The 26,986-nt window shown below is 74.4% G+C and carries 21 protein-coding genes and 2 pseudogenes; 6 read left to right on the top strand and 17 right to left on the bottom strand.

The features are described 5' to 3' along the window. Window positions 1–55: 55 nt before the first annotated feature. A complete protein-coding gene (locus OG900_31745; GenBank protein ID WUH94255.1) occupies window positions 56–1,216 on the top strand; it encodes a DUF5925 domain-containing protein in 1,161 nt (386 codons plus the stop codon). A gap of 67 nt (window positions 1,217–1,283) precedes the next feature. Here OG900_31745 and OG900_31740 read toward each other — a convergent pair whose 3' ends face one another. The 6 genes from OG900_31740 to OG900_31715 all read right to left on the bottom strand — a co-directional run bounded on the left by OG900_31740 (window position 1,284) and on the right by OG900_31715 (window position 9,926). Beyond that, window positions 1,284–1,655 carry a GntR family transcriptional regulator gene (locus OG900_31740; protein ID WUH94254.1) on the bottom strand — a complete coding sequence of 124 codons (372 nt, stop codon included), beginning with the start codon at window positions 1,653–1,655 and terminating at the stop codon, window positions 1,284–1,286. Further along, entirely contained in the window at window positions 1,652–2,782 is a 1,131-nt protein-coding gene (locus tag OG900_31735) for a methyltransferase domain-containing protein (protein WUH94253.1), read from the bottom strand. Before OG900_31735 ends, OG900_31740 begins: the two co-directional genes overlap by 4 nt. Window positions 2,783–2,828: 46 nt before the next feature. Continuing rightward, window positions 2,829–3,683: an alpha/beta fold hydrolase gene (locus OG900_31730; protein ID WUH94252.1), complete on the bottom strand. Its 855-nt coding sequence runs from the start codon at window positions 3,681–3,683 to the stop codon at window positions 2,829–2,831. 231 nt (window positions 3,684–3,914) lie between these two features. Further along, on the bottom strand, window positions 3,915–4,931 hold the full coding sequence (locus OG900_31725) for an ImpB/MucB/SamB family protein (GenBank protein WUH94251.1): 1,017 nt from the start codon (window positions 4,929–4,931) through the stop codon (window positions 3,915–3,917). Then, entirely contained in the window at window positions 4,928–8,374 is a 3,447-nt protein-coding gene (gene dnaE / locus OG900_31720) for a DNA polymerase III subunit alpha (GenBank protein WUH94250.1), read from the bottom strand. Before dnaE ends, OG900_31725 begins: the two co-directional genes overlap by 4 nt. Window positions 8,375–8,669: 295 nt before the next feature. Next, window positions 8,670–9,926, bottom strand: a complete 1,257-nt coding sequence (locus tag OG900_31715) for an MFS transporter (GenBank protein ID WUH94249.1) — start codon at window positions 9,924–9,926, stop codon at window positions 8,670–8,672. Between the two features lie 74 nt (window positions 9,927–10,000). On the opposite strand from OG900_31715, the gene OG900_31710 reads away from it, so the two are divergent. After that, a complete protein-coding gene (locus OG900_31710; protein WUH94248.1) occupies window positions 10,001–10,633 on the top strand; it encodes a winged helix-turn-helix domain-containing protein in 633 nt (210 codons plus the stop codon). Next, window positions 10,630–11,091 carry a PPOX class F420-dependent oxidoreductase gene (locus OG900_31705; protein ID WUH94247.1) on the top strand — a complete coding sequence of 154 codons (462 nt, stop codon included), beginning with the start codon at window positions 10,630–10,632 and terminating at the stop codon, window positions 11,089–11,091. The genes OG900_31710 and OG900_31705 overlap by 4 nt, the downstream gene beginning before the upstream one ends. On the opposite strand, the gene OG900_31700 is transcribed toward OG900_31705, so the two are convergent. The 6 genes and pseudogenes from OG900_31700 to OG900_31675 form a co-directional block, all read right to left on the bottom strand. Next, window positions 11,072–12,067: a YafY family transcriptional regulator gene (locus OG900_31700; protein WUH94246.1), complete on the bottom strand. Its 996-nt coding sequence runs from the start codon at window positions 12,065–12,067 to the stop codon at window positions 11,072–11,074. The two genes, OG900_31705 and OG900_31700, sit on opposite strands and share 20 nt — an antisense overlap. Window positions 12,068–12,192: 125 nt before the next feature. Further along, entirely contained in the window at window positions 12,193–13,227 is a 1,035-nt protein-coding gene (locus OG900_31695) for a S1 family peptidase (GenBank protein WUH94245.1), read from the bottom strand. A 249-nt stretch (window positions 13,228–13,476) separates the two neighbouring features. Further along, window positions 13,477–13,656 (bottom strand): annotated as a pseudogene (locus tag OG900_31690) (F420-dependent methylene-tetrahydromethanopterin reductase). A gap of 228 nt (window positions 13,657–13,884) precedes the next feature. Then, window positions 13,885–14,280: pseudogene (locus OG900_31685) on the bottom strand (LLM class flavin-dependent oxidoreductase). Further along, complete coding sequence (locus OG900_31680; GenBank protein WUH94244.1) at window positions 14,277–15,272, bottom strand: LLM class flavin-dependent oxidoreductase; 996 nt, start codon at window positions 15,270–15,272, stop codon at window positions 14,277–14,279. Before OG900_31680 ends, OG900_31685 begins: the two are co-directional and overlap by 4 nt. 402 nt (window positions 15,273–15,674) lie before the next feature. Next, a complete protein-coding gene (locus OG900_31675; protein WUH94243.1) occupies window positions 15,675–16,913 on the bottom strand; it encodes a DUF5685 family protein in 1,239 nt (412 codons plus the stop codon). A gap of 374 nt (window positions 16,914–17,287) precedes the next feature. On the opposite strand from OG900_31675, the gene OG900_31670 reads away from it, so the two are divergent. Together OG900_31670 and OG900_31665 are read left to right on the top strand one after the other, a co-directional pair. Further along, window positions 17,288–17,731, top strand: a complete 444-nt coding sequence (locus OG900_31670) for a cell division protein SepF (GenBank protein ID WUH94242.1) — start codon at window positions 17,288–17,290, stop codon at window positions 17,729–17,731. A 178-nt stretch (window positions 17,732–17,909) separates the two neighbouring features. Next, window positions 17,910–20,099 carry an MMPL family transporter gene (locus OG900_31665; protein ID WUH94241.1) on the top strand — a complete coding sequence of 730 codons (2,190 nt, stop codon included), beginning with the start codon at window positions 17,910–17,912 and terminating at the stop codon, window positions 20,097–20,099. A gap of 55 nt (window positions 20,100–20,154) precedes the next feature. Here the strand turns inward: OG900_31665 and OG900_31660 are convergent, their stop codons facing one another. Both OG900_31660 and OG900_31655 read right to left on the bottom strand, forming a co-directional pair. Continuing rightward, on the bottom strand, window positions 20,155–21,363 hold the full coding sequence (locus tag OG900_31660) for an acyl-CoA dehydrogenase family protein (GenBank protein ID WUH94240.1): 1,209 nt from the start codon (window positions 21,361–21,363) through the stop codon (window positions 20,155–20,157). Window positions 21,364–21,427: 64 nt separating this feature from the next. Then, entirely contained in the window at window positions 21,428–23,011 is a 1,584-nt protein-coding gene (locus tag OG900_31655; protein ID WUH94239.1) for an MFS transporter, read from the bottom strand. A gap of 315 nt (window positions 23,012–23,326) precedes the next feature. Here OG900_31655 and OG900_31650 point away from each other — a divergent pair, with 315 nt between their 5' ends. Next, window positions 23,327–24,355 (top strand): phosphatase PAP2 family protein, encoded by a 1,029-nt coding sequence (locus OG900_31650; protein WUH94238.1) that lies wholly within the window; start codon window positions 23,327–23,329, stop codon window positions 24,353–24,355. 74 nt (window positions 24,356–24,429) lie between these two features. Here the strand turns inward: OG900_31650 and OG900_31645 are convergent, their stop codons facing one another. The 3 genes from OG900_31645 to OG900_31635 all read right to left on the bottom strand — a co-directional run bounded on the left by OG900_31645 (window position 24,430) and on the right by OG900_31635 (window position 26,922). After that, window positions 24,430–24,699 (bottom strand): proteinase inhibitor I78, encoded by a 270-nt coding sequence (locus OG900_31645; protein ID WUH94237.1) that lies wholly within the window; start codon window positions 24,697–24,699, stop codon window positions 24,430–24,432. Window positions 24,700–24,901: 202 nt separating this feature from the next. Then, window positions 24,902–26,185 (bottom strand): glycosyltransferase family 4 protein, encoded by a 1,284-nt coding sequence (locus OG900_31640; GenBank protein ID WUH94236.1) that lies wholly within the window; start codon window positions 26,183–26,185, stop codon window positions 24,902–24,904. Between the two features lie 134 nt (window positions 26,186–26,319). Then, the gene (locus OG900_31635; protein ID WUH94235.1) at window positions 26,320–26,922 is read right to left on the bottom strand and encodes a LysM peptidoglycan-binding domain-containing protein; all 603 of its coding nucleotides are present in this window, start codon (window positions 26,920–26,922) and stop codon (window positions 26,320–26,322) included. Window positions 26,923–26,986: the final 64 nt, after the last annotated feature.

Below are 26,986 nucleotides of genomic sequence, written 5' to 3'. Positions count from 1 at the left end.
TACCCGAACGGAAAAAGACTGGGCCAAAAGGGCGCGGGTGCCCGATCATGGACACATGTCCGCGACACCCCGTGAACCGAGGAGGCAAGTGCCGCCCACCACCGGATCAGGAACGGGCAGGGCAGCCGAGCCGACCGCACCGCACCGCGCCCTTCCCATCCATCTGCGGCTGGACGACAGCGACTCGCCGTCCGACGTGGTGGACGCGCTCTTCCTCGGCCGCTTCACCTCGGGCGAGCACCCCTTCGCCCGGGGCGCGTCGCTGGACACCGTCAAGTCCGGGCTCACTCTGCTGCCGCCGGGCGCCACCGTCATGCGGCAGGCCCGCGACAAGGACCGCAGTGCCACCCTGGCCGAGGGCGACGGCTGGACGATCCTGGTCTCCCGCTGGAATCGCGGCGCCGACGTCACGGTGGCGGCCGTCACCGACGACCTCGCCGAGCAGGTGCTCAAGTCGTCGGTGGACGGCGCGGAGGACGAGCCGGAGCCGGAGCCGGAGAGCGTCACGATGGGTTTCTGGTACGTCTCGCCGCGCCGCGGGCCGCACCGCACCACCCGGCAGATCTCCGCCGCCACCTGGGAGGAGCTGCGCGGCAATTACACCGCGCCGGTCGCCGAGGCGATGGACGGCCTGATGAAGCTCACCGTGGACGACATCACCGGCAGGCTGCTGCTCCTGCACGGCCCGCCCGGCACCGGCAAGACGTCGGCGCTGCGCACGCTGGCGCGCTCCTGGCGGGACTGGTGCCAGGTCGACTGCGTCCTCGACCCCGAGCGGCTGTTCAACGACGTCGGCTATCTGATGGACATCGCGATCGGCGAGGACGACGGCAGCGCGGGCGGCCGCTGGCGGCTGCTGCTGCTGGAGGACTGCGACGAGCTGATTCGCGGTCAGGCCAAGCACCAGACCGGCCAGGCGCTGTCCCGGCTGCTGAATCTCACCGACGGCCTGCTCGGCCAGGGCCGCAATGTGCTGGTGGGCATCACCACCAACGAGGACCTGGAGCGCCTGCACCCCGCGGTGGTCCGCCCGGGCCGCTGCCTGGCCAGGATCGAGGTCGGCCCGCTCAACCGCGACGAGGCCGTGAACTGGCTGGGCACACCGGAGGGCGTCGGCCGCGACGGCGCCACGCTCGCCGAGCTGTACGCCCTGCGCCGCGGTACGACCTCCGCGCTCCCGGTCCCCGCGCAGGCCGCTGACGGTCTGTATCTGTGACACGACCCGTGACGCGACGCCCGCTCGGCGCCGCACGGACGCGGATTCGGTGCTGGGGGACGGGACACTAGTCTCCGTACGCGGCGCGCAGCGCCTCCTCCACGGCGGCGCGGGCCGCCGCGGGGTCCAGGCCGAGGCGGCGGCTCCGCTCGACATACGCCGTGGCGGCCGCGGCCACCTCGCGGGCACGGGCGTCGGCGGCGGCCACGAAGGTGCCGTGCCGGCCGCGGGTCTCGATCACACCGTCCGCCTCAAGTGCCCGGTAGGCCTTGGCGACGGTGTTGGCCGCGAGCCCCGACTGCTCGGCGAGGCCCCGGACGGTGGGCAGCTTGTAGCCGACCGGGAGCCGCCCCTCGCGCGCCTCCTCCGCGATCTGGCCGCGCACCTGCTCGTACGGTGCGACGGCCGAGGCCGCGTCGATGGTGATCTCCAGCGTCATATCGGGGATCCTGGCACAACCGGAGACGCCAGGGGGACGGCCCGGTCCGGTCCGTCCGCGTCGAAGTCGATCCGGTCGCCGCTCTCGTGCAGATGCGTCAGGAAGGGCACTCCCGCCCGGTAGGCGTCCAGGCCCGCGCGGCAGTAGGCGACCATGTCGTGCGGCAGGTCGTCCAGTGGATACCAGCCCAGGCCCGAGCACTTGTCCGGCTCGCGGTTGACCGGCTCGGCGCCCGCGGCGAGCCGGGCGGTGAAGAACCAGCCGATCCTGGGGCTGCCGCCGGGGCTGCGGTGCTGCATCACCACCGCAGCCTCCAGCTCGTGCGGTGCCAGGTCGAGGCCGATCTCCTCGGCGGCCTCCCTGATCATCCCGGCCCTGACGTCCTCGCCGTCCTCCAGGTGCCCCGAGGGCGCGTGCAGCAGCCCGTCGGCATATCCGGTGCCGGCCCGGCGGGCGAGCAGGACGTCCCGCCCGCGCAGCAGGATCAGATGGACGTCGACGATCTCGGTGTGCCGTCGCGGCGGGGCGGGCCTGACCACCGCCGCGTACCGCTCGTCGGCGACCTCGCGGCCCCACAGCGCGGGGTCGGAGCCGAGCTGGTGGATCGCGGTGGACCCGCCGAGGCCCGCGGTCAGGCGGGCCAGGGCGTCCGCGGTGATGCCGACCGGGCTGACGGCGCCCCAGCGGCCCTCGATCAGCACGAGCCTGCCGCCGGGCCGCAGCAGCCGCGTCCAGTGCCGGAGCACGGCGGCCGGGTCCGGCAGCATCCACAGCACGTGGCGGACCAGCACCACGTCGAAGCGGCGGATGCCGACCGGCGGCCGCGCCGCGTCGCCGACCACGGCACGGGCGCCGGTGCCCGCGAGCTTCACGCGCGCTTGCGCGACCATCTTCTCCGACAGGTCGACCGCGGTCACCCGGTGGCCGTCCGTCGCGGCGAGCAGCGCGAGGCTCCCGGTGCCGCAGCCGAGGTCGAGCACGTCCGACGGCCGGCCGGGCAGCCAGGACCGCAGCCTTATCGCCCAGGCGTCCCTGACCCGCGGGTCGCGCAGGCCGTGGTCGGGCTCGTCGTCGAATCGGTCGGCTGCGGCGTCCCAGAACTCGCGTCCCGCGGTGTCGGTGGTCATGGGAGCAGCCTGCCACCGGGCACTGACAGCGCTCGTCGGCCAGACCCTAGCTGAAGGCCGACAGGCAGTTCGTCGTCGTCGCGTGCGCGGGGTCGAGCGCGTTGGCCACCTCGTGGAAGGCGATGCGGTCGGTCAGGCCGATCGCGGCGTGCTCGGAGACGTCGACCGCGCACAGGTTCTGCAGCAGCACGTTGTGGACGTCCGGCCCGGACAGCGCCTGGGACGTGTACGGCGTGACGACCTCGTCGTAGATGGTCGAGATCACGGTGTAGTGCACTCCTGGCACCGTGTCGCCGTTGGCGTTGAGCGCGCGGATGAAGGGGGATCCGGCCACCTGGTCGGCCAGGCCGGGGGTGGCGGTCCGGAGGAGTTCCGCGGCGCCGGGGAAGTACGGGAGGAGCTTCGTCAGGCCGTCGAGGGTGGTGCCGTGGTTGTCCGGGGCCAGTGCGACCAGGGAGTTCACCTTGGCGGCGCCGCCGAGGAATTTCAGGTAGTAGTTCGGCATCATGCCGCCCTGGGAGTGGCCGACGAGGTCGGCCTCGGGGGCGTGTGTCGCGGCGAGCACCCGGTCGGTGAAGGCGGAGAGCTGCCGGGCGGAGTCGGCGATCGGCCCGAGGCCGCCGATCAGGTTCTCGCCGGGCAGCATGCCGTAGTCGAAGGAGTAGACGCAGTAGCCGCGATCGACCAGGTAGGGGGCGAGGACCAGCCAGTTGTCGGTGCCGTTGGCGAAGGTGCCGTGCACCAGGACGACGGGGCGGGGGTGTTGCGCCGAGGGGCGGCAGGAGAAGTCGTTCCAGCCGCTGGACGGCGCCGGGCCGGCGGACGCGGCGGCAGTGGGGACCAGTACCGCCGCCGCCGTGAGGGAAAGCGCGGCCAGGAACCGGCACCAGGGCAGCTTCATAGGAACTCCTCGCAGGTCAGAGACATGAGGGTACATTTCGCCTTGTGATCCGGATCACAGACTTGCCGGGCCCATGGCAAGTTACGCACGAGTAGGAAGTGAGGGATAGCTACGCGCGGGTAAAAAATCGGCGGCTCGCGCCACCGCCCCCGGGGAGGTTCCCGGCGACCCGGCGGAAGCCTGCCGGGTCGGTGGGGGCCGCTCGCCCCGGGCGCACCGTCTCCCCGGCGGTCACCTCGTGCTTTCCCGGTCCTCGGCCCGCTGTCCGCCGGCGGCCAGGGTCGCCGGGCTCACCGCGTACGGGCCGAAGCGGCGGCGGGCGCGGTCGGCGGCGGCTTCGGCGGCGTGGGCGCGGGTGTCGGCGGGGTCGAGGCTGAGCTGGCGGGTGGCGTCGGCGGCGGGCCGCAGGCGGTCGGCGGTCAGCGCGTAGCCGCGGACCCGGGCGCGTTGCAGGCCGAGGGAGGCCAGGAGGCCCAGGGCGGTGGCGGCCAGCAGGGGCGAGTGTGCCGTGAGTTCGGGCAGTGCGCGGGTCCGGGCCGTGGCGCTCTGGTCGGCGTAGCGGAGGGTGAGCGTGAGCCGGCCGGTGGTCTGGGCCTCGGTCCGCAGCCTGCGGCCGACTTCCTCGGCGAGCCCGAGTACGGCGCGGTGGTGCCGCACGGGGTCGAGGCAGTCGCGGTCGAGGACGAGGTCCGCGGTCATGCGGGCCGCGGGAGCCTGCGGGGTGACCGGGCGGGGGTCGCGGCCCCGGGCCCGGTCGGCCAGGAGGCGGGCCGGGCCGGCGCCGAGCAGGCGTTGGAGGGTCGCGGCGGGGAGGTCGGCGACGTGGCCGATGGTGTGCAGGCCGTATTTGCCGAGGGTGGCGGCGGTCACCCGGCCGACGCCGGGCAGCGCGGTCACCGGCCGGTGCCGCAGCCAGGCGTCCGTGGCGGCCTGGCCGTGGGGGATCCGCGTGGTGTGTCCGGGCTCCGACACCGCTGCCGCCATGGCGGCGAGCATGCGGTTGCCGGCCAGGCCCACGCTGCTCTCGATGCCGTACAGGCCCATGAGCCTGAGCTTCGCCATCTGGACCAGGCCGTAGGCGTCGCGGTCGAAGTACCGCAGCGCCGAGGTCAGGTCGAGCTGGACGGCGTCGGGCGGGAAGGCCTGGACGTGCGGGGTGATGCCGGCCAGCAGGTCGAGCACGTCCGCGTACCGCTCTTCGCCGAGGTCGCCGTGCAGGTGCAGATGGGCGATGTGGCGCGTCCTCATCCCGCGCTCCCCGGGCTGCGGTGGCCGAGCTTGCGCAGGTCGGCCGAGCGGCTGCCGGCGGGCTGCAGGTCGGCGTAGGGGTGCAGCCGGGCGCCCGCCGTGCCGTCGGCGAGGGTGCGCCGCGGCTGCGCGGGGGTGGGCTGCGGGCTGTCCGCGCCGAGCAGCGCGAGGGCCGCCTCGGGGCCGTTGTCGCGCCGGGCGGCGGCGATCCGCTCCAGGTCCCAGGCCATGGTGCCGACGACGGTGCGCCGGGTGCCGCGGACCTGGACCGTGCCGCGGACCAGCAGCAGCCCGGAGTGGAAGACCGTGTGCGCGCAGGCCTCGTGGGAGTCCTCGAAGAACGCCAGGTCCACCATCCCGGAACCGTCCTCCAGCGTGACGAAGATGACGCGCTTGCCGCTGGCGATCGGCGGGGTCTGGGTCGAGGCGCGCACCCCGGCGACCAGCACCTGCTGTCCGGCCCGCAGGTCGGCCAGGTGGGCGGCGTCGGTCGCGCCGATCTCCCGCAGCAGGCGGTGGTGGTGCTCCATCAGGTGCCTGGAGACGTCGATGCCCAGGGTGCCCAGCTCCGCGTCGAGGGCTTCCCGCCCGGTCATCTCCGGCAGGCCGCTCGGGTCCGCCCCGCCGACCGCGCCCGCCTCGATGGGCAGTTGGCCCTTGCCCGCGGTGCGGACCCGGGACTGCCGGTGGAGTTCGGCGATCTGGAGCAGCAGGTCCCGCCGGGTCAGCCGGCCGTCGTGCAGCCCGCGCAGGGCGCCGATCCCGGCGAGGCGTTCGGCGACCGGCCGGCTGGGGTGTGCCCGCTGCCAGAAGTCCGACAGCGATCCGTAGGGCCGGCCCGCGGCGATCCGCGCGCACTCGTCCGCGCCGATCCCGTGCACCCCGGACAGCGCGAGCCGTACTCCCCACCGGTCCCCGTCGGCCCGCTCCACGGTGTGCTCCGCCGTCGAGTGGTTGACGTCGACCGGCAGGACCTGGACCCCGCGGCGCCGGGCGTCGGAGACGATGACCCGCTTGGGCCACATCCCCGGATCGTGCTCCAGCAGCCCCGCCAGCAGGAAGGCCGGGAAGTGCGCTTTCAGCCAGGCCGACTGGAGGGCGGGCACGGCGAAGGCGACGGCGTGCGCCCGGCAGAAGCCGTAGGCGCCGAAGGCCTCGACGCTCGTCCAGACCCGGTCGCGGACCTCGGGGGTGTAGCCGCGGGCGGCCGCCTCGCGGTGGAACCAGTCCCTGATCCTCGGCAGCCGCTCGCCGTCCCCCAGCGCCCGCCGGGCGATCTCGGCCATCGCCAGGTCGCAGCCGGTCAGGACGCTGATCGTCTCGATGACCTGCTCGTGCCAGATCGTCACGCCGTAGGTGTCGGCGAGCACCGGCTCCAGGTCCTCGTGGGCGTAGTGCGGGTCGCCGCCGTGCCGGGCGGCGATGTACCGCTCGGGCATGCCGCCCTGGACCGGGCCGGGGCGGAAGAGGCTGATGTCGGCGATGACGTCCTGCACGTCCCGCGGCTGCAGCCGGGACAGCAGGTCCTGCTGTCCCGGCGACTCCAGCTGGAACATGCCGATCGTCTGGCTCTGCTGGATGAGCTTGAAGGCGAAGACGTCGTCCAGCGGGACCTGCCCCGGGTCGTCCAGGTCGATACGGTCGCCGGTGGCCCGTTCGATCTCGGCGACGGCGTGGGCCATCGCGGACTGCATCCGCACCGCGAGCACGTCCAGCTTGATGTTGCCCAGCGCCTCGACCTCCTCCTTCGCCGCCATCACCATCGGGTAGTCGCCCTGCGGGGTCGGCTGCACCGGGAGGCGGTCGAGCAGCGTCGCGTCGCTGATGATGACCCCGCAGGGGTGCATGGCCATGCCGTGCACCAGCGAGTCGAGCCCTTCGGCCAGCTCCCACAGCGGCCCGTACCGGGGCGCCTCGGCGGCGAGCCCGCGCAATTCGGGCAGTTCGGCCAGCGCGCTGGTGATGTCGGACGCCCGCACGTGCGGGAAGCTCTTGGCGATGCGGTCCACCTCCGCCGGGGGGATGCCGAGCGCGAGGCCGGTGTCGCGCAGCGCCCTGCGGGCCCGGTAGGTCTCGGGCATCGCGGTGACCGCGACCCGCTCGTGGCCGAACCGGTGGAAGATCACGTCGTAGCACTCCAGCCTGCGCGCGGACTCCACGTCGATGTCGATGTCGGGCAGCGAGTCGCGCCGCAGGCTCATGAAGCGCTCGAACAGCAGGCGGTGGTCGAGCGGGTTGGCCGTGGCGATGCCCAGCGCGTGGCAGACCATCGACCCCGCGCCCGAGCCGCGGGCCGCGACGCGGATGCCCAGCTCCCTGATGTCGGCGACCACCTGGCCGACGGCGAGGAAGTACGCGTCGAAACCCATCCGGGTGATGATGTCCAGCTCCTCCGCCATCCGCTCGCGTGCGGCACGGTCGTGGTGCAGTCCGCGCCGGACCAGGCCTGCCGCCGACTTCTCCCGCAGCGCTTCGGCCACGCCGCCCCGGCCGGCTCCGACGGTCTCCGCCTCGGGGAAGTGCCGGGTGCCCAGGCCGATGTCCCGGGGGGACAGCCGGCAGGCGGCCGCGGTGGCGGCGGTGTCGGCGAGCAGCCGCCCGGCCCGGCGCGGCCCCTTCCCCGCGCATTCGGCGATCTCCTGCGCGACGCGTGCCATCTCCTCCCCGCCCTTGAGCCAGCGCTGCCCGCCGTCCAGCCGGCGCCCGTCGATGGGCCGCAGCAGCCGGGCGGCGTCGAGGACGTCGGCGAGCCGGTGCTGCTCGGGGTCGGCATAGCGGACGGCGTTGGCCAGGACCGCGGTCGTACGGGCCCGGTCGGCGAGCGCGAGGGTCCTGGCGGCCAGCCGCAGGGAGCCGGGGCCGGTGCCGGGGCGGCCGTGGACGACCGCCTCAAGGCGCAGGTCCTCGCCGAACAGCTCCTGCCACGGCCGCAGCAGCTTCACCGCGACGTCCTCCCGTCCGGCCGCCAGCGCCCGCACCGGCTCCGAGAGCGGCCCGAGCAGCGCGATCAGCCCCTGGCCGGCGTGCTCGCGCAGCGCGTCCCACGACACCTGTACGGGGGCGGCCCGGCTCGCGGTGCCCACATGGGCGGCGCTGGTGATCCGGCACAGCCGCGCCCAGCCCTCCTTGTCCCTGGCCAGCAGCACGAACCGCAGCGGCGGCTCCGCCACGTGGGCGCCGCCCCTTGCGGGGGTCCGCTGCCGCTGGGCCGGGGGCGGCGGCACGAGCGCGGCCACGGCGAGGTCGATCCCGAAGACCGGCCGCACCCCCGCCCCCGCGCACGCCTCGGCGAACCGCACCGCCCCGGTGACGGTGTCCCTGTCGGTCAGCGCCAGCGCCGTCATCCCGCGCCGGGCCGCCCGCTCGGCGAGCTGCTCGGGGTGCGCGGCGCCGTACCGCTCGGAGTAACCGGACGCGACATGCAGATGGGCGAAGCCCGCCATGCCGCACCTCCACACTCCACCCCTTTTCAGCCATCCACCCGAAACGTTCCTCGCACGTTCGTTCGATTAGCTTATCGCGGTCGCTCCAGGTCAGCGAGCCGAAAGAGCGCGTGTCGAACGATCCGGCCGCGAGAAGCGGCGGCCGGATCAAGAGGTTTCCGGCCATCTGCCCGGCCCGGCAACGGACTTGGCGCCGGCGGCCGCGGCGCCCCGGCCGCCATGACGTTCGTCACGAGCCGAGGCGGCCGTGTCCGCCGGAACGGCCCGGGGCCGGCCGGTCGTACGCCCCGGGCCGTCAGCCGGTGCCGGTACGGCTCGGGTCGACGCCGGCCGTACGCGCCGGGGCCGCGGGCGGCGCCTCCGGCGTCGGGGTGGCGGGCAGGCGGCGCAGGAGCAGGAGCCAGGCCGCCGGCGGGCCGGCCGCTCCGACCGCGACGAGCTGCAGCCGGAAGTCGGCCAGGGCGACCAGGACAGCGCCCAGCGCCGCGGAAGCCGCGGTGGGGCCGAAGACCACCGTGCCCGCGACGGCCGCCACCCGGCCGACCAGCGCGGGCCCGGTGTGCTGCTGCACGGCGGTGAAGACGGCGACGATCACCCAGGGCAGGCCGACGCCGATCGCCAGGGTGCCGGCGAGCACGACCGGCAGCGAGGGGATCGCGCGCAGGGCGGCGCCCGTGGTGAAGAGCAGCAGGCCGGCGGCGGCGAAGGCGCGCTCCGGCAGCCGGCGCATGACGGCGCCCGCCACGGTCCCCGCCACGATCGAGCCCGCGCCCTGGACCGCGTAGAGCACGCCGACGAAGGCGGGCGGGCGGTGCAGGCCGGCGTCGGCCAGCTCGTAGATCGCGGCGCCGCTGATCCCGGACAGCAGCATGGCGACGGCCCCCGCGCCCACCAGCCGTACCAGCAGCGGATTGCCGCGCAGCGCCCGCACGCCCTCCGCGGTCTGCGCGCGCCAGCCGCCGGCCGGCGGGGCGGGCGGCTCCTCGTGGATCCGCAGCGCGGTGAAGGCGAGCGCGGCCAGGACGAAGGTGGCCGCGTCGAGCAGGGCGACCGCGCCGCCGCCCCAGTGCAGGAAGAGGCCCGCGCCGGCCAGCGGGGCGAGCAGCTTCACGGCCTCGTTGACGGTCGTCCGCAGCCCGTTGAAGTCGCCGCGCAGCGCCGGGGGCACGGCGGTGACGACCAGCCCCGCCTCGGCGGCGTCCATGAGCACCGAGCCGACGCCGACCGCGGTGAGCACGAGCAGGAGCAGCCAGACGTCCCGCCCGGAGCGGACCGCGAGCAGGGCCGGCAGCAGCAGGGCGAGCGCGGCACTGACCCCGATCAGCAGCCGTCTGCGGCGCACCCGGTCGGCGACGGTGCCCAGCAGCGGCCCCACCAGGGTGGGCGCCCACACGCAGGCGGTGACCGCGGCGGCCAGGCCGCTCGACCCGGTCAGCGTCTTCACCCAGACACCGGCGGCCAGCGTCATCGCCGAGTCCCCGAAACCGGAGACCAGGATCCCGCCCAGATACGTGGCCGCGCCGCGGTCCCGCAGCACCTTCCGCACCGTCATGACTCCCAACCTATTGCTTGGGGGTCTGCCGGACAATCCCCGCATCCGTCCGCCCGGAGCGGTGTAATGGGCTCATGACCGCCACCGATCCCCTGTTGCGCGCCCTCGCCCACCCGGTGCGGCTGCGTATCGTCTCCCTGGTCTGGAACGTCCCGCTGTCCGCCGCCGAGCTGTCCCGCGAGCTGGGCATCTCGCACGCGCTCGCCAGCCAGCACCTGCGCCGCCTCGACGCGGTCGGCCTGGTGGAACTGGCCGAGGTGCGGGCCAACCGGGGCGGGCGGGAGCGCCGCTACCGGGCGGTGCACGGCTCCCCGCTGTCGGACCAGCGCCACGAGGGGGCCCGGCTGATCGCCGAGGCGATGGCCCACAACCTGCGGGACCGGGCGGGCCGCCTGCTCCCCGGCGCCGCGGGGGTCACCTCGGACGCGGAGCTGTGGGTGGCGCCCGAGGTCTGGACGGACTTCAGGCACCGGCTGGCCGCGCTCTTCGGCGAGTTGCACGACGCCGCCCGTGCCCCGCACGCCCCGGGTACGGTCGGAATCGGCGCGACGGTGATGGCGTTCCCCCTCGCGGAACCCGATGCCGGACCGGACGCCGGACCCACGGAACCCGACGCCCGACCCGGCGCGGAGACCGGGGCCGGACCCGGACCGCGGGCACCCGCACCGGACAAGCCCGTACCGAACGACCCCCAGGAGCGACCTTGAGCCAGGACCCCGCCACCGACTCGCTGCTCGACCTGCTGCGCAAGCAGCACACCGGAGTGCTCGTCACCCTCAAGAAGGACGGCAGGCCGCAGCTGTCCAACGTGTCGTTCACCTTCGACGACGCCACCCGGACCATCCGGATCTCGGCGACCGACGACCGCGCCAAGACCCGCAACCTGCGCCGGGACCCGCGGGCCAGCTTCTACGTCGCCACCCCCGACCTGGGCACGTACCTGGTCGCCGAGGGCGACGCCGAGGTGACCCCGGTGGCCGCGGACCCGCACGACGCGACCGTCGAGGAGCTGGTCGACGTCTACCGGGCGATCGCCGGCGAGCACCCGGACTGGGACGAATACCGTGCCGCGATGGTCTCCGACAAGCGGCTGGTGATCAGCCTGCGCGCGAACCGGGCGTACGGGATGGGGGCGCTCGGGTCGATCAGCGGTCCGCTGGACTGACGGCCGTTCCCGCGCCCTCCGCCGCGCTGTCGGCCGCCCGGGACAGCCGGGCGGCCACCGCCCGCAGGTGGTCGGCCAGTTCGGGCGGCTCCCTGACCTCGAAGGGCACGCCGAGCATGCCGGCGTACATCGCGAGGGCGTCGAGCGACTCGAAACCGGTGCGCAGTTCGCAGCTGCGGTCGTCGAGCGCGGTGACGGTGCCGAAGCCGGACCAGTTGTACTGCCCGAGCGCGTCGGCGGAGGTGTGCAGCACGATCACCGCCTGGTAGCGGTAGGCGCGCGACGTGACGCCCTTCGCGACGTAGGCGGCCGCGTCCTCGGGCAGCTCCCGCGGGGTGAAGCGCGGCCCCGTGGGGGACTTGGGCTCGACGCGGTCGACCCGGAAGGTGCGCCAGTCGTCGCGGTCGACGTCGTAGGCGAGCAGATACCAGCGGCGGCCGTGGTGCACCAGGCGGTACGGCTCGACCGTGCGGCGGCTGGCGGCGCCGCCGTGGTCGAGGTAGTCGAAGCGCAGCCGTTCGCGGTCCCGGCAGGCGGCGCCGAGCGCGGTGAGCACCCGCTGGTTGACCGTCGGCCCCGGGCGGCGCGACTGCACGGTGACGGCCTGCATCGACTGGACGCGGTGCCGCAGCCGGGAGGGCAGCACCTGTTCGAGCTTGGCCAGGGCGCGGACCGAGGTCTCCTCGATGCCCTCGACGGTGCCGCCCGCGCCGGTGCGCAGGCACAGGGCGACGGCCACCGCCTCCTCGTCGTCGAGCAGCAGCGGCGGCAGCGCGGCGCCGGCGCCCAGCCGGTAGCCGCCGGCGGTGCCGGGGGCCGCGTGCACCGGGTAGCCGAGCGCCCGCAGCCGTTCGACGTCACGCCGGACGGTGCGGGCGGTCACGTCGAGCCGCTCCGCCAGCTCGGGACCGCTCCAGTCGCGGCGGGACTGGAGCAGCGACAGCAGGCGCAGCAGCCGTGCGGAGGTTTCCAGCATGCCGCCAGTGTGCCAGCGGTCGCGGACAGGTACTGACCGCAAGCGCGGCGGGGCAGCAGCCGTACGCCCCCGCCGTACGGCCGTACGGCGGGGGCGCGGGTGGGCAGCGGGCAGGCGGGGCCGGGTCAGAAGACGCTGACGCCGTACGCGCTGAGTGCCTCGGTGACCGGCTGGAAGTAGGTCGTGCCGCCGGAGGAGCAGTTGCCGCTGCCGCCGGAGGTCAGGCCGATGGCCTTGGTGCCGTCGTAGAGGGAGCCGCCGCTGTCGCCGGGCTCGGCGCAGACGTTGGTCTTGATCAGGCCGGACACGATCCCGTCGGCGCCGTAGTTGACGGTGGCGTTGAGCGCCTGGACGGTGCCGCTGTGGATGCCGGTGGTGGAACCGCGGCGCTTGACGGCCTCGCCGACGAAGGCGTTCGCGGCGCTGGTGATGTCCTGGCTGCCGACGGTGCCGTCATGGGCGACGGAGCTGTCGTAGCGGACGATGCCGTAGTCGTTGCCGGGGAAGCTGGTGCCGACCGTCGGGCCGATGTACGTCCCCGAGCTGGTGTAGTAGGCCGGGAGGCCCTGGGTGCAGTGGCCCGCGGTCAGGAAGTAGTAGGTGCTGCCGCTGCGGACGTTGAAGCCGACCGAGCAGCGCCACTGCGTGGTGAGGACGGGGTCGCCGCCGGACAGCAGCTTGCTGAACGTGCCGGACACCCGGGTGATGTGGACGGCGTCGCCGTAGGACGCGGTGGACTTGGTGAGCGCGGCCAGCTGGGCGGTGGTCACCCGGCTGTCGGCGCTGATCTCCAGGGTGTTGCTGCGCGGGTCGACCGACCAGGCGGTGCCCGCGATGTCGGCGGCCCTGGTGGCGTCGCCGGCCTTGGTGAGCTGGGCGGCGCTGTGGGTGACGAGCCGGGGGGTGGCGCCCGCGGCGCGGACGGCGTCGGCCGCGGCCGTGGTGGTGACGTTGACGACGGAGGTGCCGGTGGCGCTGTCGACGTACGTGCCCGCGGTGCGGTCGGCACCGAGGTGGGCGGCGAGCGACGCCGCCGCTTCCGGGGTCGCCTTCGCGCTGCCTGCGGCCTGGGTGGCGTTGGCGGACGGAAGGGCGAACGCGGTCGCGGCGAGCATGCCGGTGGTGACGGCGAGGAGTTGTATGCGTCGGGTGGACTTCACTCGTTCCTCCTGTGGGGGTGGAGGGGGAATTTTGTCGATGTACAGTCAGGCGGGTACCGATAAATGAACGCCACATCAAGCCTGACGGGCACTCATGGGAGTATTCAGGCCTCACAGGGAACACACAAGAGGGCCAGAGCACCGGCAACCTCCTGGAAACACACGCGCCCCGGCGGCCCCAAGTGCGCCGGGCGTACCGGCATATGACGCCGGTTCGGGCACGCGCCCCGGGGCCGCCCCCTGGGGCCGCTAACCCACCGGCCGGGGCAGCCCCAGGTGGTCCCGCAGCGTGGTCCCCGCGTACGCCGTGCGCAGCGACCCGCGCTGCTGGAGCAGCGGCACCACCCGCTCGACGAACGCGTCCAGGCCGCGGCCCCCGGCCGACGGGTCGGGGCGCAGGACGAAGCCGTCCGTGGCGGCGCTCTGCACCTGCGCGTGCAGGCGGTCGGCGAGGTCGCGTGCCGCAGCCGCTGTGGCGGCGGCGCCCGCGGCCAGGTCGAGGCGGGACAGCACCCGCGCCCGCCGGGCGCCGCGCCGGGCGGCGGACACGAGGCCGCCGAGCCCGGTGATCACCACCTCGGCCGTACCGCCGAAGGCCAGTGCGACCGGCCGCCCCTGCGGACCCGCCGGTTCGCCGAACCGCCCCGGCGGGCCGCCCGCGCGCCCGCCGCTGGCCCGGTCGAGCCCGGCGATCCTGCGGGCCAGGTCGTACGGCTCACGGCCGGCGGCCGCCACCGGGACCGCCACGGCCAGGCCGATCCTGCTGGTGACGGCGGCCAGCGCGTGCAGCACGGTGACGGGTTCCGGGCCGCTGCTCTCCGGCCCCGCCCACCCGTCGTTCGCGGTACCGGTGCCGTACGCGGCGGGCCGGGCGCCACCGGTCCGGGCGCCGCCGGTGAGCAGCAGGAAGTCGAACAGGCCGCGCTCCGCGGCCCTGGCCAGCGCGGCGCAGGTGTCGAAGTCGGGCCACGGCCCCCCTTCCCCGCCGGCGCCGGGCAGCTGGACGGCGAGGTGCAGCTGCCGTGTCGCGGCGGGCGCCCGGTCCGCGGTCACGACGGCACCCCGCGGCGCGCGGGGCGGTGCAGGCCGAGGTGTTCGCGCAGGGTCGCCCCGGGGTGGAAGGAGCGGAAGAGGCCGCGGTGCTGGAGCAGCGCGGCCGTGCCGTTGACGAAGCGCTCCAGGTCGCGCGCGGGCCGGACCGGGCGGACGTGGAAGCCGTCGACCGCGCCCTGCCGCTGCCAGTCCGCGATCAGCTCGGCGAGGTCGACCGGGCCGCCGCGGAAGAGCACGCCGCCCGCGGGGTCGGCCAGCAGCGCGATCTCGGCGCCGGGCTCCGCGCCGACCTCGCCGCCGCCGAGGTCCACCGACATCTCGGCGAGCACCAGCAGCCGGTCCGGGTCGCGGCCCGCCTCGGCGGCGAGCCCGTGGAGTTCGGCCCTGACCAGCCCGGCGCGCTCGGGCCGGGCCGTGCGCACGACGGCGACGTCGGCGTATCGGGCCGCCAGGCCGCGGGCGGCGGGCTCGGTCGCGTCGAGCACGGTGACCGGGGCGGTCGGCGACAGCCCGCGCCACGTCCCGGTGACCGCGGCCGCGGTGTCGCCGGCCGCCCGCCACACCGCGGCCGGCCGCTCCGGCTGCCGCCCGCGTCTTCTGGGCCCCGCGGGCGGCCCCGGCACCGCGAGCCGCCAGCCGGCCCGGCCGCGGCTGACCCAGTCCAGGGTGGCCACGGCCACGGCGACGTCGAAGGACTCGGCGCCGCCCGCGGACACGGCGGGCACGATGCCTATCCTGCCGGTCGCGGGCGCCACCCCGGCGAGCAGCGCGAGCGCGTCCAGCGGCCCCGCGCCGTCGGCGGGCCCCAGCTCCAGCGTGACGAAGTCCAGGCCGCCGCCCTCGGCGAGCCGGGCGAGGTCCCGGTAGCAGGCGGCCCCGTGGCCCGCGGGCCCGCCGCCGATCGCGGCGGCCAGGTGCAGGGTGCGGCGGGGGCGGCCCGGCGCGGCTGCGGGGAAGGAGACGGGTGCGGAGGGATACGAGTGGGCAGGCATGCGAAGGCTCCGTCGACACGCGGAAGTGGCACGGGTGGTGCCTTCACACAGCCGCCGCGTCCCTCAACGCGACTGGGCCACCAGGGGCTTCACCGAAGGCTAAGCCGCCGCCGACACCCGCTGTCAAGCATGTCCAGCCCGTGGACAGCGCGTCTCACCGCGGTTGACGGATCGCGGGGGCTGCTGCTGCACTGTGGGCATGCGCAGCTGTCGGCTCGTCACCCGCGACCACATCGACTTCGGTCGGGTGTGGTCGGCCTCGTGTTGCGGTCGCTGACCCGCCTCGACGGATCGTCCGGCCTTCACACACGCATGCTTCGCCTTTCCCCGCCCCTCCCTCGGGCTCCCCGCACGGTGTGACATCCCCGTGGACCCTGCTCGCCGAGCGGTTCCGCGGCCGGTTCAGCAGCTGCAATCGCAGCAGTCGCAACCGTCGCACCCATCACAGCAGTTGCAGCAGTTGCAGCAGTCGTCACAGCCGTCGCAGTCGCAGTCGTCGCACCAGGGGTCCTTGCGCTCCCTGCTCCACGGGTTCTCGTGCTCGGCGCAGCACAGCCGGCAGGTGCAGCACAGGCCCGCGAAGACCGCGCAGCCGGCGAGCAGCCCGCGGCGCGGGCGCGGCGGCTCGGGCGGCGGGAAGCCGCCGGGGAAGCCGTGGTCGGGGCCGCCGGGGGCGTAGGGGCTCTGGCCGGGAGCACCCGGCGCGAACGGGTTCCCGCCGAAGGGGTTGCCGCCGCCCTGGACCGCGGCGCCGGGCTGCGGCGCGTGCGTGCAGCCCCCGGCGCCGAAGACGCGGTCCACCGAGCGGCCCAGTTCGTGGACCAGCAGTACGTGGGCCAGCCCGCCCGACGCCGGGCCCGCGAAGTCGGCGTCGCGCAGGGCCAGTCGTATGCCGTGCAGCGCGTCGTCGCAGAGCCGGCGGGCCTCGGTGAGGTCGGTGCCGGTCGCGGTGAGCGGATTCCAGGCGCCGGAGCGGGTGTCCTGCGCCAGGTCCTCGACCGCGTCCAGCAGGTGGGCGAGCCGGCCGAAGAGGCGGCCCGCCTCCTCAAGAGGCGCCTTGTTGGCGGGGCGGCCCGCGAGGACGGCGGTGTGCGCGAAGGCCGCGGCGGTGGCGGTCTCGGTGGGCTCGGTGACGGCGATCAGCGGGGTGCCCGCGCCGGCCGCCGCCTCGACCGCGCCCTGCCTGCCGACCGCGTCGACCAGCACCGCGGTGTCGAAGCCGAGGTCCCCGCCGGTCCGCGCACCCGCCCGGTCCCAGCGGCGGGCCACCCCGCGGGCCGCGGCGGCGACCGGGCGCCGCCCGTAGGCGCCGTCCCGGTCCTCGACGTGGTCGCGCATCTTCGCCGACGCGAGCACCAGCGACACCGCGGCGGCGAGCCGCGCGCCCTCGCCGGTGGCGACCGGCGCGGTCCGCATGCCGCGCAGCGGGCACGGCCCCGCGGTCCTGCGCAGGTCCGCGGTCGCGGCGGTCTGCGCCTCGACCAGGACCGAGATGATCAGGCCGTCGTAATTGGTGGCGATTCTCGCGACCTGGCCGTGCCCGTCCCGCAGCGCGAGGCACAGCCCGCACAGATGCGCGAGCCAGGATGCGGCCATTCCCTCCGACATTCGGTGGCGGCACGGCCTGATGATGCCGAACATTCATTCCCCCCGGGGACCCCGCGCGTCCCGTAATTCCCGCGGGTCACGCCGAAACTCGTTCAACCGACAGCCGGTCATGTTATCGCCTGTCGGATCATCGTCAGGGAATGCATGATGGGTACCTGCACGGCTGGGCAGACGGTCTGCGCAGGGCCGTACGGCCCTGGTCGTCACCCGGACGTGAAATGCGTTCCCATCGGATCGTCACCTTCCCTACACCTCCGGCGGGCTGACGGTACGCCACTATCGTGTGTGCCAGTACCGTCACAACTCGCCTGAGTGGCGGCTATCCGCTTGGCGCGCCATCCACATCATGCACGACGATAGGACTTGCGGACGGACGGTACTGACCGCGTGTGAGAGAGGAGGCGTCCATGGGATCGGTTCGACGGGCGAGTGCCTGGCTGGGCCTCGTCGACGACAACGGTGGCGAGGGTTATTACGACGAGGAGTACGCCGACTACGGCGAGGGCTCCGAGCGTGCCGAGACCTGGGTGACCGATCCGCGGGTGCGGGTCGCCACCGAGTCCGCGCAGGAGCAGGGTCATCGGATCGCCACCGTCACCCCGGACGGCTTCCGGGACGCACGCGGTATCGGTGAGCTCTTCCGCGACGGCGTGCCGGTGATCGTCAACCTCACGGGCATGGAGTCGGCGGACGCCAAGCGCGTGGTCGACTTCGCCGCCGGCCTCACCTTCGGCCTGCGCGGCTCCATCGAGCGGGTCGCGACCCGGGTCTTCCTGCTGACCCCCGCCGACTACTCGGTGCTCAACGCCGACTCCCGCCGCGGCGGCGACGGCTTCTTCAACCAGAACTGAGCAGGGCTCTCACCGGACCGCCCACCGCGGCCGGTGGGAGTCCTGCCCGGCGCGTCCGCGCGCCCCCGACCGCACGGCCCCCCGGCCACGCGCCCCTCGACCGCACGGCCTGTCGGCCACGTCCTCCCTCCGGTTTCCGCAAGACTCGGGACATTTCCGACCGTCTTCTGGAGGCCCCGTGCCGTCGGTCCCGCCCGCGCCGGCTCCCGCGTCCGATGCCGCGGCACCGCCCGGCGCCCCCGCCGGCGGGCTCGCCCGGCTCGGCGGCTTCTGCGCCCGGCACGCGCCCTGGGTGATCGGGCTGTGGCTGATGCTGCTGGTGGCCGCGCTCGGCGGCCGGCACATCGTCGGGGCGACCTTCAGCGACCAGCTCAGCCTTCCCGGCAGCCAGTCGGACACCGGCGCCGACCTGCTCACCGCGTCCGACCCGGCGGCCGCGGCCCCGAACGGCCTGGTCGTCTTCCACACCGGCAGCGGCACGGTGGCGGACCACCAGCAGGCGGTGGACTCCGCGATCACCGGCCTCAAGGCGATGCCGCACGCCACCGGCGCCTCCTCCCCGGTCACCGGCAAGGACGGCGCGACCGCGTACAGCACGGTCACCTTCGACGAGCAGCTGAAGGCACTGGGCCACGGCTATGTCGACCAGCTCGACAAGGCGACCGCGCCCGCCAGGTCCGACGGCGTCCAGGTCGCCTACGGCGGCAGCCTGGACCAGGTCACCACCGCCCCGGCCGACGACCTGACCAGCGAACTGGTCGGTATCGGCGCGGCCCTGGTGATCCTGCTGCTGGTCTTCGGCAGTCTGCTGGCCGCCGTCCTGCCGCTGCTGTCCGCGCTGGTCGGCGTGCTGGTGGGGATCGGCGTGGTCGGCATCGTGGCCGGCGTGGTGACCTTCGCCACGGCGGCGCCGACGCTGGCCACCATGATCGGGCTGGGCGTCGGCATCGACTACGCCCTCTTCCTGACGACCCGTTTCCGGCAGGACCTGATCGAGGGCCGCTCCCCCGCCGACGCGGTCGTGCGCACCTCCTCCACCAGCGGCCACGCCGTGCTGGTGGCCGCCACGACGGTCGCGGTGGCGCTGATGAGCCTGTACGCCTGCGGGTTGAGCTTCATCGGCAAGCTGGGGCTGGCCGCCACGATCGCCGTGGTGATCACCGCGACCGCGTCGCTGACCCTGGTGCCCGCCGCGCTGGCGCTGACCGGCCGCGCCATCGACCGCTGGAAGGTGCGGCGGCGGCCGGTCGCCGAGACCGCGGGCGACAGCGACAGCTGGCACCGCTACGCGGAGCTGGTCTCCCGGCACGCGGCGGTCTTCCTGGCCTGCGGGGTCGCGCTGCTCGCGGTGCTCGCCGTGCCGCTGTTCTCGATGCGGCTCGGCCATGTCGACGACGGCGCCGCGAAGTCGGGCAGCACCAGCCGGATCGCCTTCGACCTGATCGCCGGCGCCCGGGGCCCCGGCTTCGGCCCCGGCGCCAACGCGCCCTTCACCGTCGTCGTGGACGTCTCGCAGTCGGGGGTCCCGGCCAGCCAGATCGCCGACGACGTGAACAAGGCCTTGCAGGACACCCCGGACATCGCCGAGGCCACCGCGCTGCAGCCGACCTCCGACGGCAAGCTGCTGGTCGGCACGGTCACCCCGGCCGGCGATCCCCAGTCGGCCGCCACCGGCGGGCTGTTCAACGCGCTGACCGGCCATGTGCTGTCCGACGCGCTGCGCGGCACCGGCGCCCACGGCTACGTCACCGGCACCGCCGCGGCGCAGTTCGACTTCCGCGACACGGTCAAGGACCGGCTGCCGATCATCATCGGCATCGTGCTGCTCGCCGCCTTCCTGCTGCTCATGACGGTCTTCCGCAGCCTGGTCATCCCGCTCAAGGCGGTCGTGCTCAACCTGCTGACCACCGGCGCCTCCTACGGTGTGCTGGTCGCGGTCTTCCAGTGGGGCTGGGCGACCGGAGCGCTGGGGCTGCCCGAGGCGGTGCCCATCGAGTCGTACGTGCCGATGATGATGTTCGCGATCGTCTTCGGGCTCTCGATGGACTACGAGATCTTCCTGCTGTCGCGGATCTCCGAGGCGTGGCACCGCACCGCGGACAACACCAGGTCGGTGGGCGCGGGCCTGTCGGCGACCGGCCGGGTCATCTCCAGCGCGGCCTTCATCATGACCGCGGTCTTCCTGTCCTTCACCGTGTCGCCCACGGTGGTGGTCAAGATGCTGGCGCTGGGCCTGGCGGTCAGCGTGGTGCTGGACGCGACGGTCGTACGGCTGCTGCTCGTGCCGTCCACGATGTTCCTGATGGGCCGCTCCAACTGGTGGTTCCCGCGGTGGCTCGACCGGGCCCTGCCGCGGGTGCACATGTAGACACGGCTCCGTGTCGACAAAGCACCTCGCGGTGGCGCCCGCGCGGGGCCGGCCGTCAGCCGCGGAAGGCGTCGAGTCCGGTGAGCGCCTTGCCCAGCACCAGCTGGTGCATCTCGACGGTGCCCTCGTAGGTGAGCACCGATTCGAGGTTGGTGGCGTGCCGCATGACCGGGTATTCGAGCGAGATGCCGTTGGCGCCGAGCACCGTGCGGGCGGTGCGGCAGATGTCGATGGCCTCGCGGACGTTGTTGAGCTTGCCGAAGCTGACCTGCTCGGGGCGCAGCCTTCCCGCGTCCATCCGGCGGCCGAGGTGGTGGGCCAGCAGGATGCCCTTGTGCAGTTCGACGGCCATGTCGGCCAGTTTGGCCTGGGTCAGCTGGAAGCCGCCGATCGCCCGGCCGAACTGCTCGCGGCCGCGGGCGTAGTCGAGCGCCGCCTCGAAGCTGGCGCGGGCCGCGCCCATCGCGCCCCACACGATGCCGTAGCGGGCGTGGCTCAGGCAGTTCAGCGGGCCGCGCAGCCCGGTCACGCCGGGCAGCACCGCGTCGGCGGGCAGGCGTACGCCGTCGAGGACCAGCTCGCTGGTGACCGACGCGCGCAGGCTCCACTTGTGGTGGATCTCGGGGGCGCTGAAGCCGGGGGCGTCGGTGGGGACGGCGAAGCCGCGGATGCCGTCGTCGGTCTGCGCCCACACCACGGCGACGCCGGCGACCGAGCCGTTGGTGATCCACATCTTGCGGCCGTCGAGCACCCAGTCGGAACCGTCCCTGCGGGCGCGGGTGCGCATCCCCGCCGGGTCCGAGCCGTGGTCGGGCTCGGTGAGCCCGAAGCAGCCGATGACCTCGCCGGCGGCCATCGGCGGCAGCCAGCGCTGCCGCTGCTCCTCGGAGCCGTAGCGGTGGATCGCGTACATCGCGAGCGAGCCCTGCACCGAGACCAGGGAGCGGATGCCGGAGTCGGCGGCCTCCAGCTCCAGGCAGGCCAGGCCGTACTGCACGGCGCTGGCGCCCGCGCAGCCGTAGCCGGTCAGCGGCATGCCGAGCGCCCCGATCGCGCCCAGCTCGCGGGCCAGTTCGCGGATGACGGGCAGCTCGCCGCGCTCGTACCAGCCGGCCACGTGCGGCAGCACCCGGTCGGCGGCCCAGGCCCGGACGGTGTCGCGGACCGCGCGGTCCTCGTCGGTCAGCAGGTCGTCCAGGCCCAGCGGGTCGTAGGGGTCGAACGGCGGCAGGCCGGACGGGGACGCTTTCGCTGCGGGCGGCATGGCAGGGACCTCCGGCCGGAAAAACTAGCAGTGGTAATGACGGGCTCGGGGCCGACGTTACGGTTCAGTCCGCCGCGCGTCCAGAGCGTACGGCCGTCGGCGCCGCCTGGCGTGCCGGGAGCTGCGCGTCGCGGCTGAGCGCGGGCCGGGTGTCGCGCGGGGCGCACTCCATGGCGCGCGGCAGCCGCAGCGCCGCGCAGGCGCCCGCGACCAGCAGCACCGCGCTGACCAGCAGCGTCAGATGCATGCCGAAGACGAAGGAATGCCGGGCGGCGTGCCGCAGCGCGGCGCCGCTGCCGCCGCCGAGCCGGTCGGCGACGTCGTAGGCCTCGCCCAGCGACTGGCCGGCCGCGGCGGTGTCTGCGGCGCCGACGCCGGCGGCGTGCGGGGCGTAGGCGGCGTTCATCACACTGCCGAGCAGTGCGATGCCCATGCCGGCGCCGAGCTGGTAGGAGGTCTCGCCGATGGCCGCCGCGCCGCCCGCCTGGTGGGCGGGGGCCTCGCTGAGCATCGACTCGTAGGCGCCGAAGAGCGTGGTCTCCAGGCCCGCGCCGAGCATCACGAAGGCGGCGGTCAGCAGCAGCGGCCGGTCGTGCTCGCCCATCACGGTCAGCGACAGCACGGCGAGCGCGGTGAGCAGGAAGCCGCCCGCGACCATCCGGCGCGGCCCGAAGCGCTGCAGCAGCCGGGCGCCGGCCAGGCCCGCGGCCATCGCGGCGAAGGTCAGCGGCAGCAGCCGCAGGCCGGTGTCGAAGGGGCTCAGGCCGAGGACCAGTTGCAGGTACTGCACGGCGATCAGTTCCAGGCCGACCAGGGCGAGCATCGCCAGCACGATGCAGCCGACCGAGGTGGTGAAGGCAGGCTGGGCGAACATCCGCATGTCGATCAGCGGGTGCTTGCGGCGGCGCTGGCGGCGTACGAACGCCACCAGCAGGGCGGCGCCGGCCAGCAGCGGCAGCCACACCGAGGCCTCCAGCGGCGCCGCGCCCGCGCCGAGCCGCTGGACGCCGAGGACCGCACCCAGCACGCCGAGCGCGGCGGTGACCGCGCCGAGCACGTCCCACGGGCCGTCGCAGCCGCCGCGCGACTCGGGCAGCAGCAGCCGGCCCGCCACCAGCATCACCGCCATCAGGGGGATGTTGACCAGGAAGACCGAGCCCCACCAGAAGTGCTCGACCATGAAGCCGCCGAGCACCGGCCCCACGGCGGCGCCCACCGCGGCGACCGCGCTCCACATGCCGATGGCCAGCGCCCGCTCCCGACGGTCGGGGAAGACCTGCCGCAGTATCGACAGCGTGGCGGGCATGATCATGGCGCCGCCCGCGCCGAGCAGCGCGCGGGCGGCGATCAGCACGTGCGGGGTCGTCGCGAAGGCGGCGAGCGCGGAGGCGGCGGCGAAGAGGGCGTAGCCGGTGAGCAGCACCTTGCGGCGGCCGATCCGGTCGCCGAGCGTCCCGAAGAGGATCAGCAGCGAGGCGGCGATCAGCGGGTAGGCGTCGACGATCCACAGCAGGTCCTGGGCGCCGGGGTGCAGGTCCTCGGTGAGCGCCGGCACCGCCACGTGCAGCACGGTCGCGTCCAGCGCGACGATCAGCAGGCTGACGCACAGGACGACCAGGACGGTCCACCGGCTGACCGGCCGCGCCATAGGCCTACCTCCACGTACGGGTGAGTCGCCAGCGTACGCGAGGTCCGGCGCGGCGCCCGAGCGGCGGAGGCGGCCGTCCGGACACGGCGTACCGGCCATCGGACGGGAAACTCCGGAGAAAGGGCGGGGAAATAAGCGATAAATAAGAACGCGGCACTGTGAGGATCAACACCCGAACATAAACTCCAGAGCTTCCCGTATTCCGTCGAAACCCCGTCAGCCAAAGGGGTGGTGAGACGCAGTCCACATCACATCGTCATTACAAAGCAGGCCGTTCGGCCGACCAATGCCGTCACACGCTGTAACGTCGATTGGGTGCGTACCGATGACAGGCTCCACCGCGACGCGGAGCGCCCGACCAGCCGCGCCCTGGCGCGGATGAGTCGAACACGCGTATGGCTGTTCGGTGCGACGCTGGCGGTCTACGTGGCCATCGTCGTGGGCGTCCTCACCACCTCCAAGCTGGTGACGCTCGACTGGCAGGTCATGCTCTGGCGTCCTTACAAACAATGGCCCCAGATCCACGCATTCCTGGACTATTTCGTGGTTCTCGGCCAGCGCGGCCCCACCGCCGTGATGGTGCTGGCCTGGCTGGGCTGGCGGGCGTGGCGCCACCGCACCCTGCACCCCCTGCTGGTGCTCGGCACCTCACTCCTCCTTCTGAACATCACCGTGGGGGCCGTGAAATACGGCCTCGGACGGCTCGGACCGCATTACGCGACGACCGTCGGATCGGCCGAGATGTTCGCCGGCGGCGACATATTTCCCTCGGGTCACACCGCCAACGCGGTCGTGACCTGGGGCGTTCTGGCGTACCTGGCCACCACACCGCGGGCCAGGCGCTGGGGGTCGGTGGCCAGCGCGCTGCTGGCGCTCGGCGTGGGCGCGACGACGGTCTACCTCGGCACGCACTGGGTGAGCGACGTCCTGCTCGGCTGGGCCGCGGGGCTGCTGATCCTGCTGGCGCTGCCGTGGTTCGAGCCGGCGATGGCCTCGGCCGAGTCCTTCCTGAGCACCGCCTGGGCCCGCCGGCGACGGCGCTCGCACAGCCTCGCGCGGCAGGCGATGCCGGCCGGCGCGCTCGCCCGGCAGGAGGACGAGGCCGCCACGCCCGCGACCCGGCACTCGATGGCCGCGGGCAGCGCGGCCGCGGCGGCGAATCCCGCCGCGGCGGCCACCGCACCCGGGGCGAACAGCCCGCACGCGCCGGGCCGCCCGCCGACCGGCCGCCACGAGCGCACCCCGGGCACCCCGGCAGGCAGCCGCCGGCCTCAGGAGCGCCCGCGCCCGGCCCCGCCGCTGGTCCACCAGCAGGCCTCGCGGGGCCGGGGCGTCGTCGGCTGACCCGCCCCGAACGGCCCAACGGGCCGGGCGCCGTATCCCGTACGGCGTCCGGCCCGTTTGTGTGCAGGCGGTGCTCAGCCCATCCAGCAGCGCCGCACCCGGCCGTCGGCGACCGTGAAATTCAGCCGCCCCGCCACGTACTCCATCGTGACCACCGCGTCCGGCGGCAGGCCGCGCACGGTCCGCCACCCGCGGTCGTAGGCCCGCCGCTCGGCCTGCTCGTACGGGAGGCCGGCGTAGGAGTCGAGGTCGTCCTGCGGGTTGGGGGCCGGGAAGGGCTGCGGCCGGTCGCCGGGGGTCGGGTCGGAGGGGTCCGGGTCGTGGGGGTGCGGTGAGGGCGCCATGCCTGCCACGGTAGGCCTCCGGACGGGTGTACGCGGCCGGTCGGCTGTCACGTGTCACGGATCGTGCTTTTCCGTACAGCCGTGGGAGCGAATACCAGCCGGTCAATGAATTTCCTGTGTGCACAACTTCGGCACAACTTCTCCGCGGCCTGCCGTCACCAGGTGACCGGTATGCGGAACGGATTGCGATTCGGCGCACGCGTCAGCGGCCGAGCGCCCGGCGCCCGGCCTTTCTGGCCGCCGCCCTGCGGGCCGCCGCCATGGCGTCTACCCCCGTCAGCACCGACCACACCGCACGGGTCCCCGTGGCGCGCAGGGCCGCCCTCGGGCCCGCCGCCGGGCGGCGCCGGGCGTCCAGCAGTCCGCGGAAGATCCGCAGGTGGCGCTCGGCGACCACCGCCGGGTCGTACGCGTCCGCCGCGGCCAGCGCGGCGCGGCCCATCCGCCCGCGGCGCTCGTCGTCCCCGATCAGGCTCAGCAGCGCCGCGGCGATCGCGGGGACGTCCCGCGGCGGCACCAGCAGCCCGGTCACCCCGTCCCTGACGATCTCCCGCGGGCCCAGCGGGCAGTCGGTGGCGACCGCCGGCAGCCCGGCGCGCATGCCCTCCACGATCGTCATCCCGAAGGACTCCACGGAGGACGTGACGGCCAGGACGGACGCCTTGGCCAATTCCGGCTCTATGGGCGCGGCGGTGCCCATCAGCCGCACGTGATCGCCGAGGCCCAGTTCGGCTATCAGGGCGTCCAGCGCCGCCCGCCGCGCGCCCTTGCCGTAGAGCCGCAGCGTCCAGTCCGGGCGGGCGGCGGCCACGGTGGCGAAGGCGCGTATCAGGTCGTCGTAGCGCTTGGCCTCGGCGAGCCGTCCCGCCGCCACCACGACGGGCGCCGTGCCGTCGGAGACCGCGTCGCCCGCCGACGGCACACCGTTGGGCACCCCGGTGGCGCGGATGCCGGGCATCCTGCGGCGGTAGACGGCCGCGTCGGCCTCCGTGGTGGTGGTGACCGCGTCCAGGGCCGGGTAGTGGCGGCGCAGGGCCGCGGTGAGCCGGGTGGAGTGGGTGTCGAGCGTCAGGTGCTCCTGGCCCACCCGCACGAGGCGCCGCGGGGCCTGCCTGGCGATGTGCACGTTGAGCCCCGGCCGGGTGCCGACCACCACGTCGGCGTCCAGCCCCGACAGGTACTCGCCGATCAGGTCGTCGGTCAGCGCGCTGTATTCCCCGTACTTCCGGTCGCCGCGCGGGAAGACCCTGGCGGGGCGGCCGGCCCGCGGGTCGTCGCGCAGCCGGGCCGGGTTCTCGGTGCGCAGGTCGGCGAGCGGGCGCAGCCGCACCCGCGGGTCGTAGGCGAAGGCGGGCTTCTCCCGGCTGCGGAAGACCGAGGCGACCTCGACCTCGTGCCCGGCGGCGAGTGCCCCCGCCAGGTTGCAGGTGGTGCGGATGGTGCCGCCGACGCCATAGGCGTTGTGCAGCAGAAAGGCGATGCGCATCGGTGTGTCAGGTCCCCCCGGGCCACGTCCCGCCCCGGCGGCCTGGGCCGGGGGCTGACGGACTGTCAACCCCCGACCCTAACAACCACCGGTTTTTCACCCCGGCTTCAGGGGGCGGACGGGTGCCTTCCGCGTCAGTCGAGGGTGAGGGCCACCCCTGGGGCCAGCCTGTCCGGATCGGCGCCGACCACCGCCTTGTTCAGCTCGTAGAGCCGCTGCCAGCCGCCGGACACACCGAAGTCGGCCGCGATGTCCGACAGCGTCTCGCCGCCGCGCACGGTGTGCACCGGGAGCGTGTGGTCGCTCAGGCCGAGCCGCTTGGTACACGCCGGCCAGGCGCCCCAGCCCTGGACCCGCAGCACCGCCTCGGCGACCGCGATCTGCTGCTCGGGGGTGGCCAGGTCGGCGCGCTCGGCGTACTTCAGGCCGCCGAACAGCTTCCATGTCGGCTGCCAGAACTGCAGGCCGCCGAAGAAGCTGTTGCCGGTGTTGATGTGCCAGTCGCCGCTGCTCTCGCACATCGCGATGTCGTCCCAGACGGAGCGGGCCCGCTCCACCGCACCCGCCGCGTCCCCTCGGGGCTGCCCCACGTGGGCCCCCGCGGGGCGCTCGGGTACGGTCTGCGCGGCCGCGGCGGGCTGGGCGATCAGCGGCAGCAGCGCTGCGGTGCCGAGGCCGGCGAGGACGGTCGCGCGGTGCCGTCGCGGGCGATGACGATAAGACGATTTCTCGCTCATCGGCACACGCTAAGCAGGTACTCCCCCGTGCTTCCGTGCGGCACGCCCCGCCCCGCCGCGCACC

It is taken from the genome of Streptomyces sp. NBC_00433 (assembly GCA_036015235.1).
In the GTDB taxonomy this organism is placed as follows: Bacteria; Actinomycetota; Actinomycetes; order Streptomycetales; family Streptomycetaceae; genus Actinacidiphila.
The sequence above is the reverse complement of the archived record's forward strand: the minus strand, read 5'-3'. Positions and strand labels throughout refer to the sequence as shown.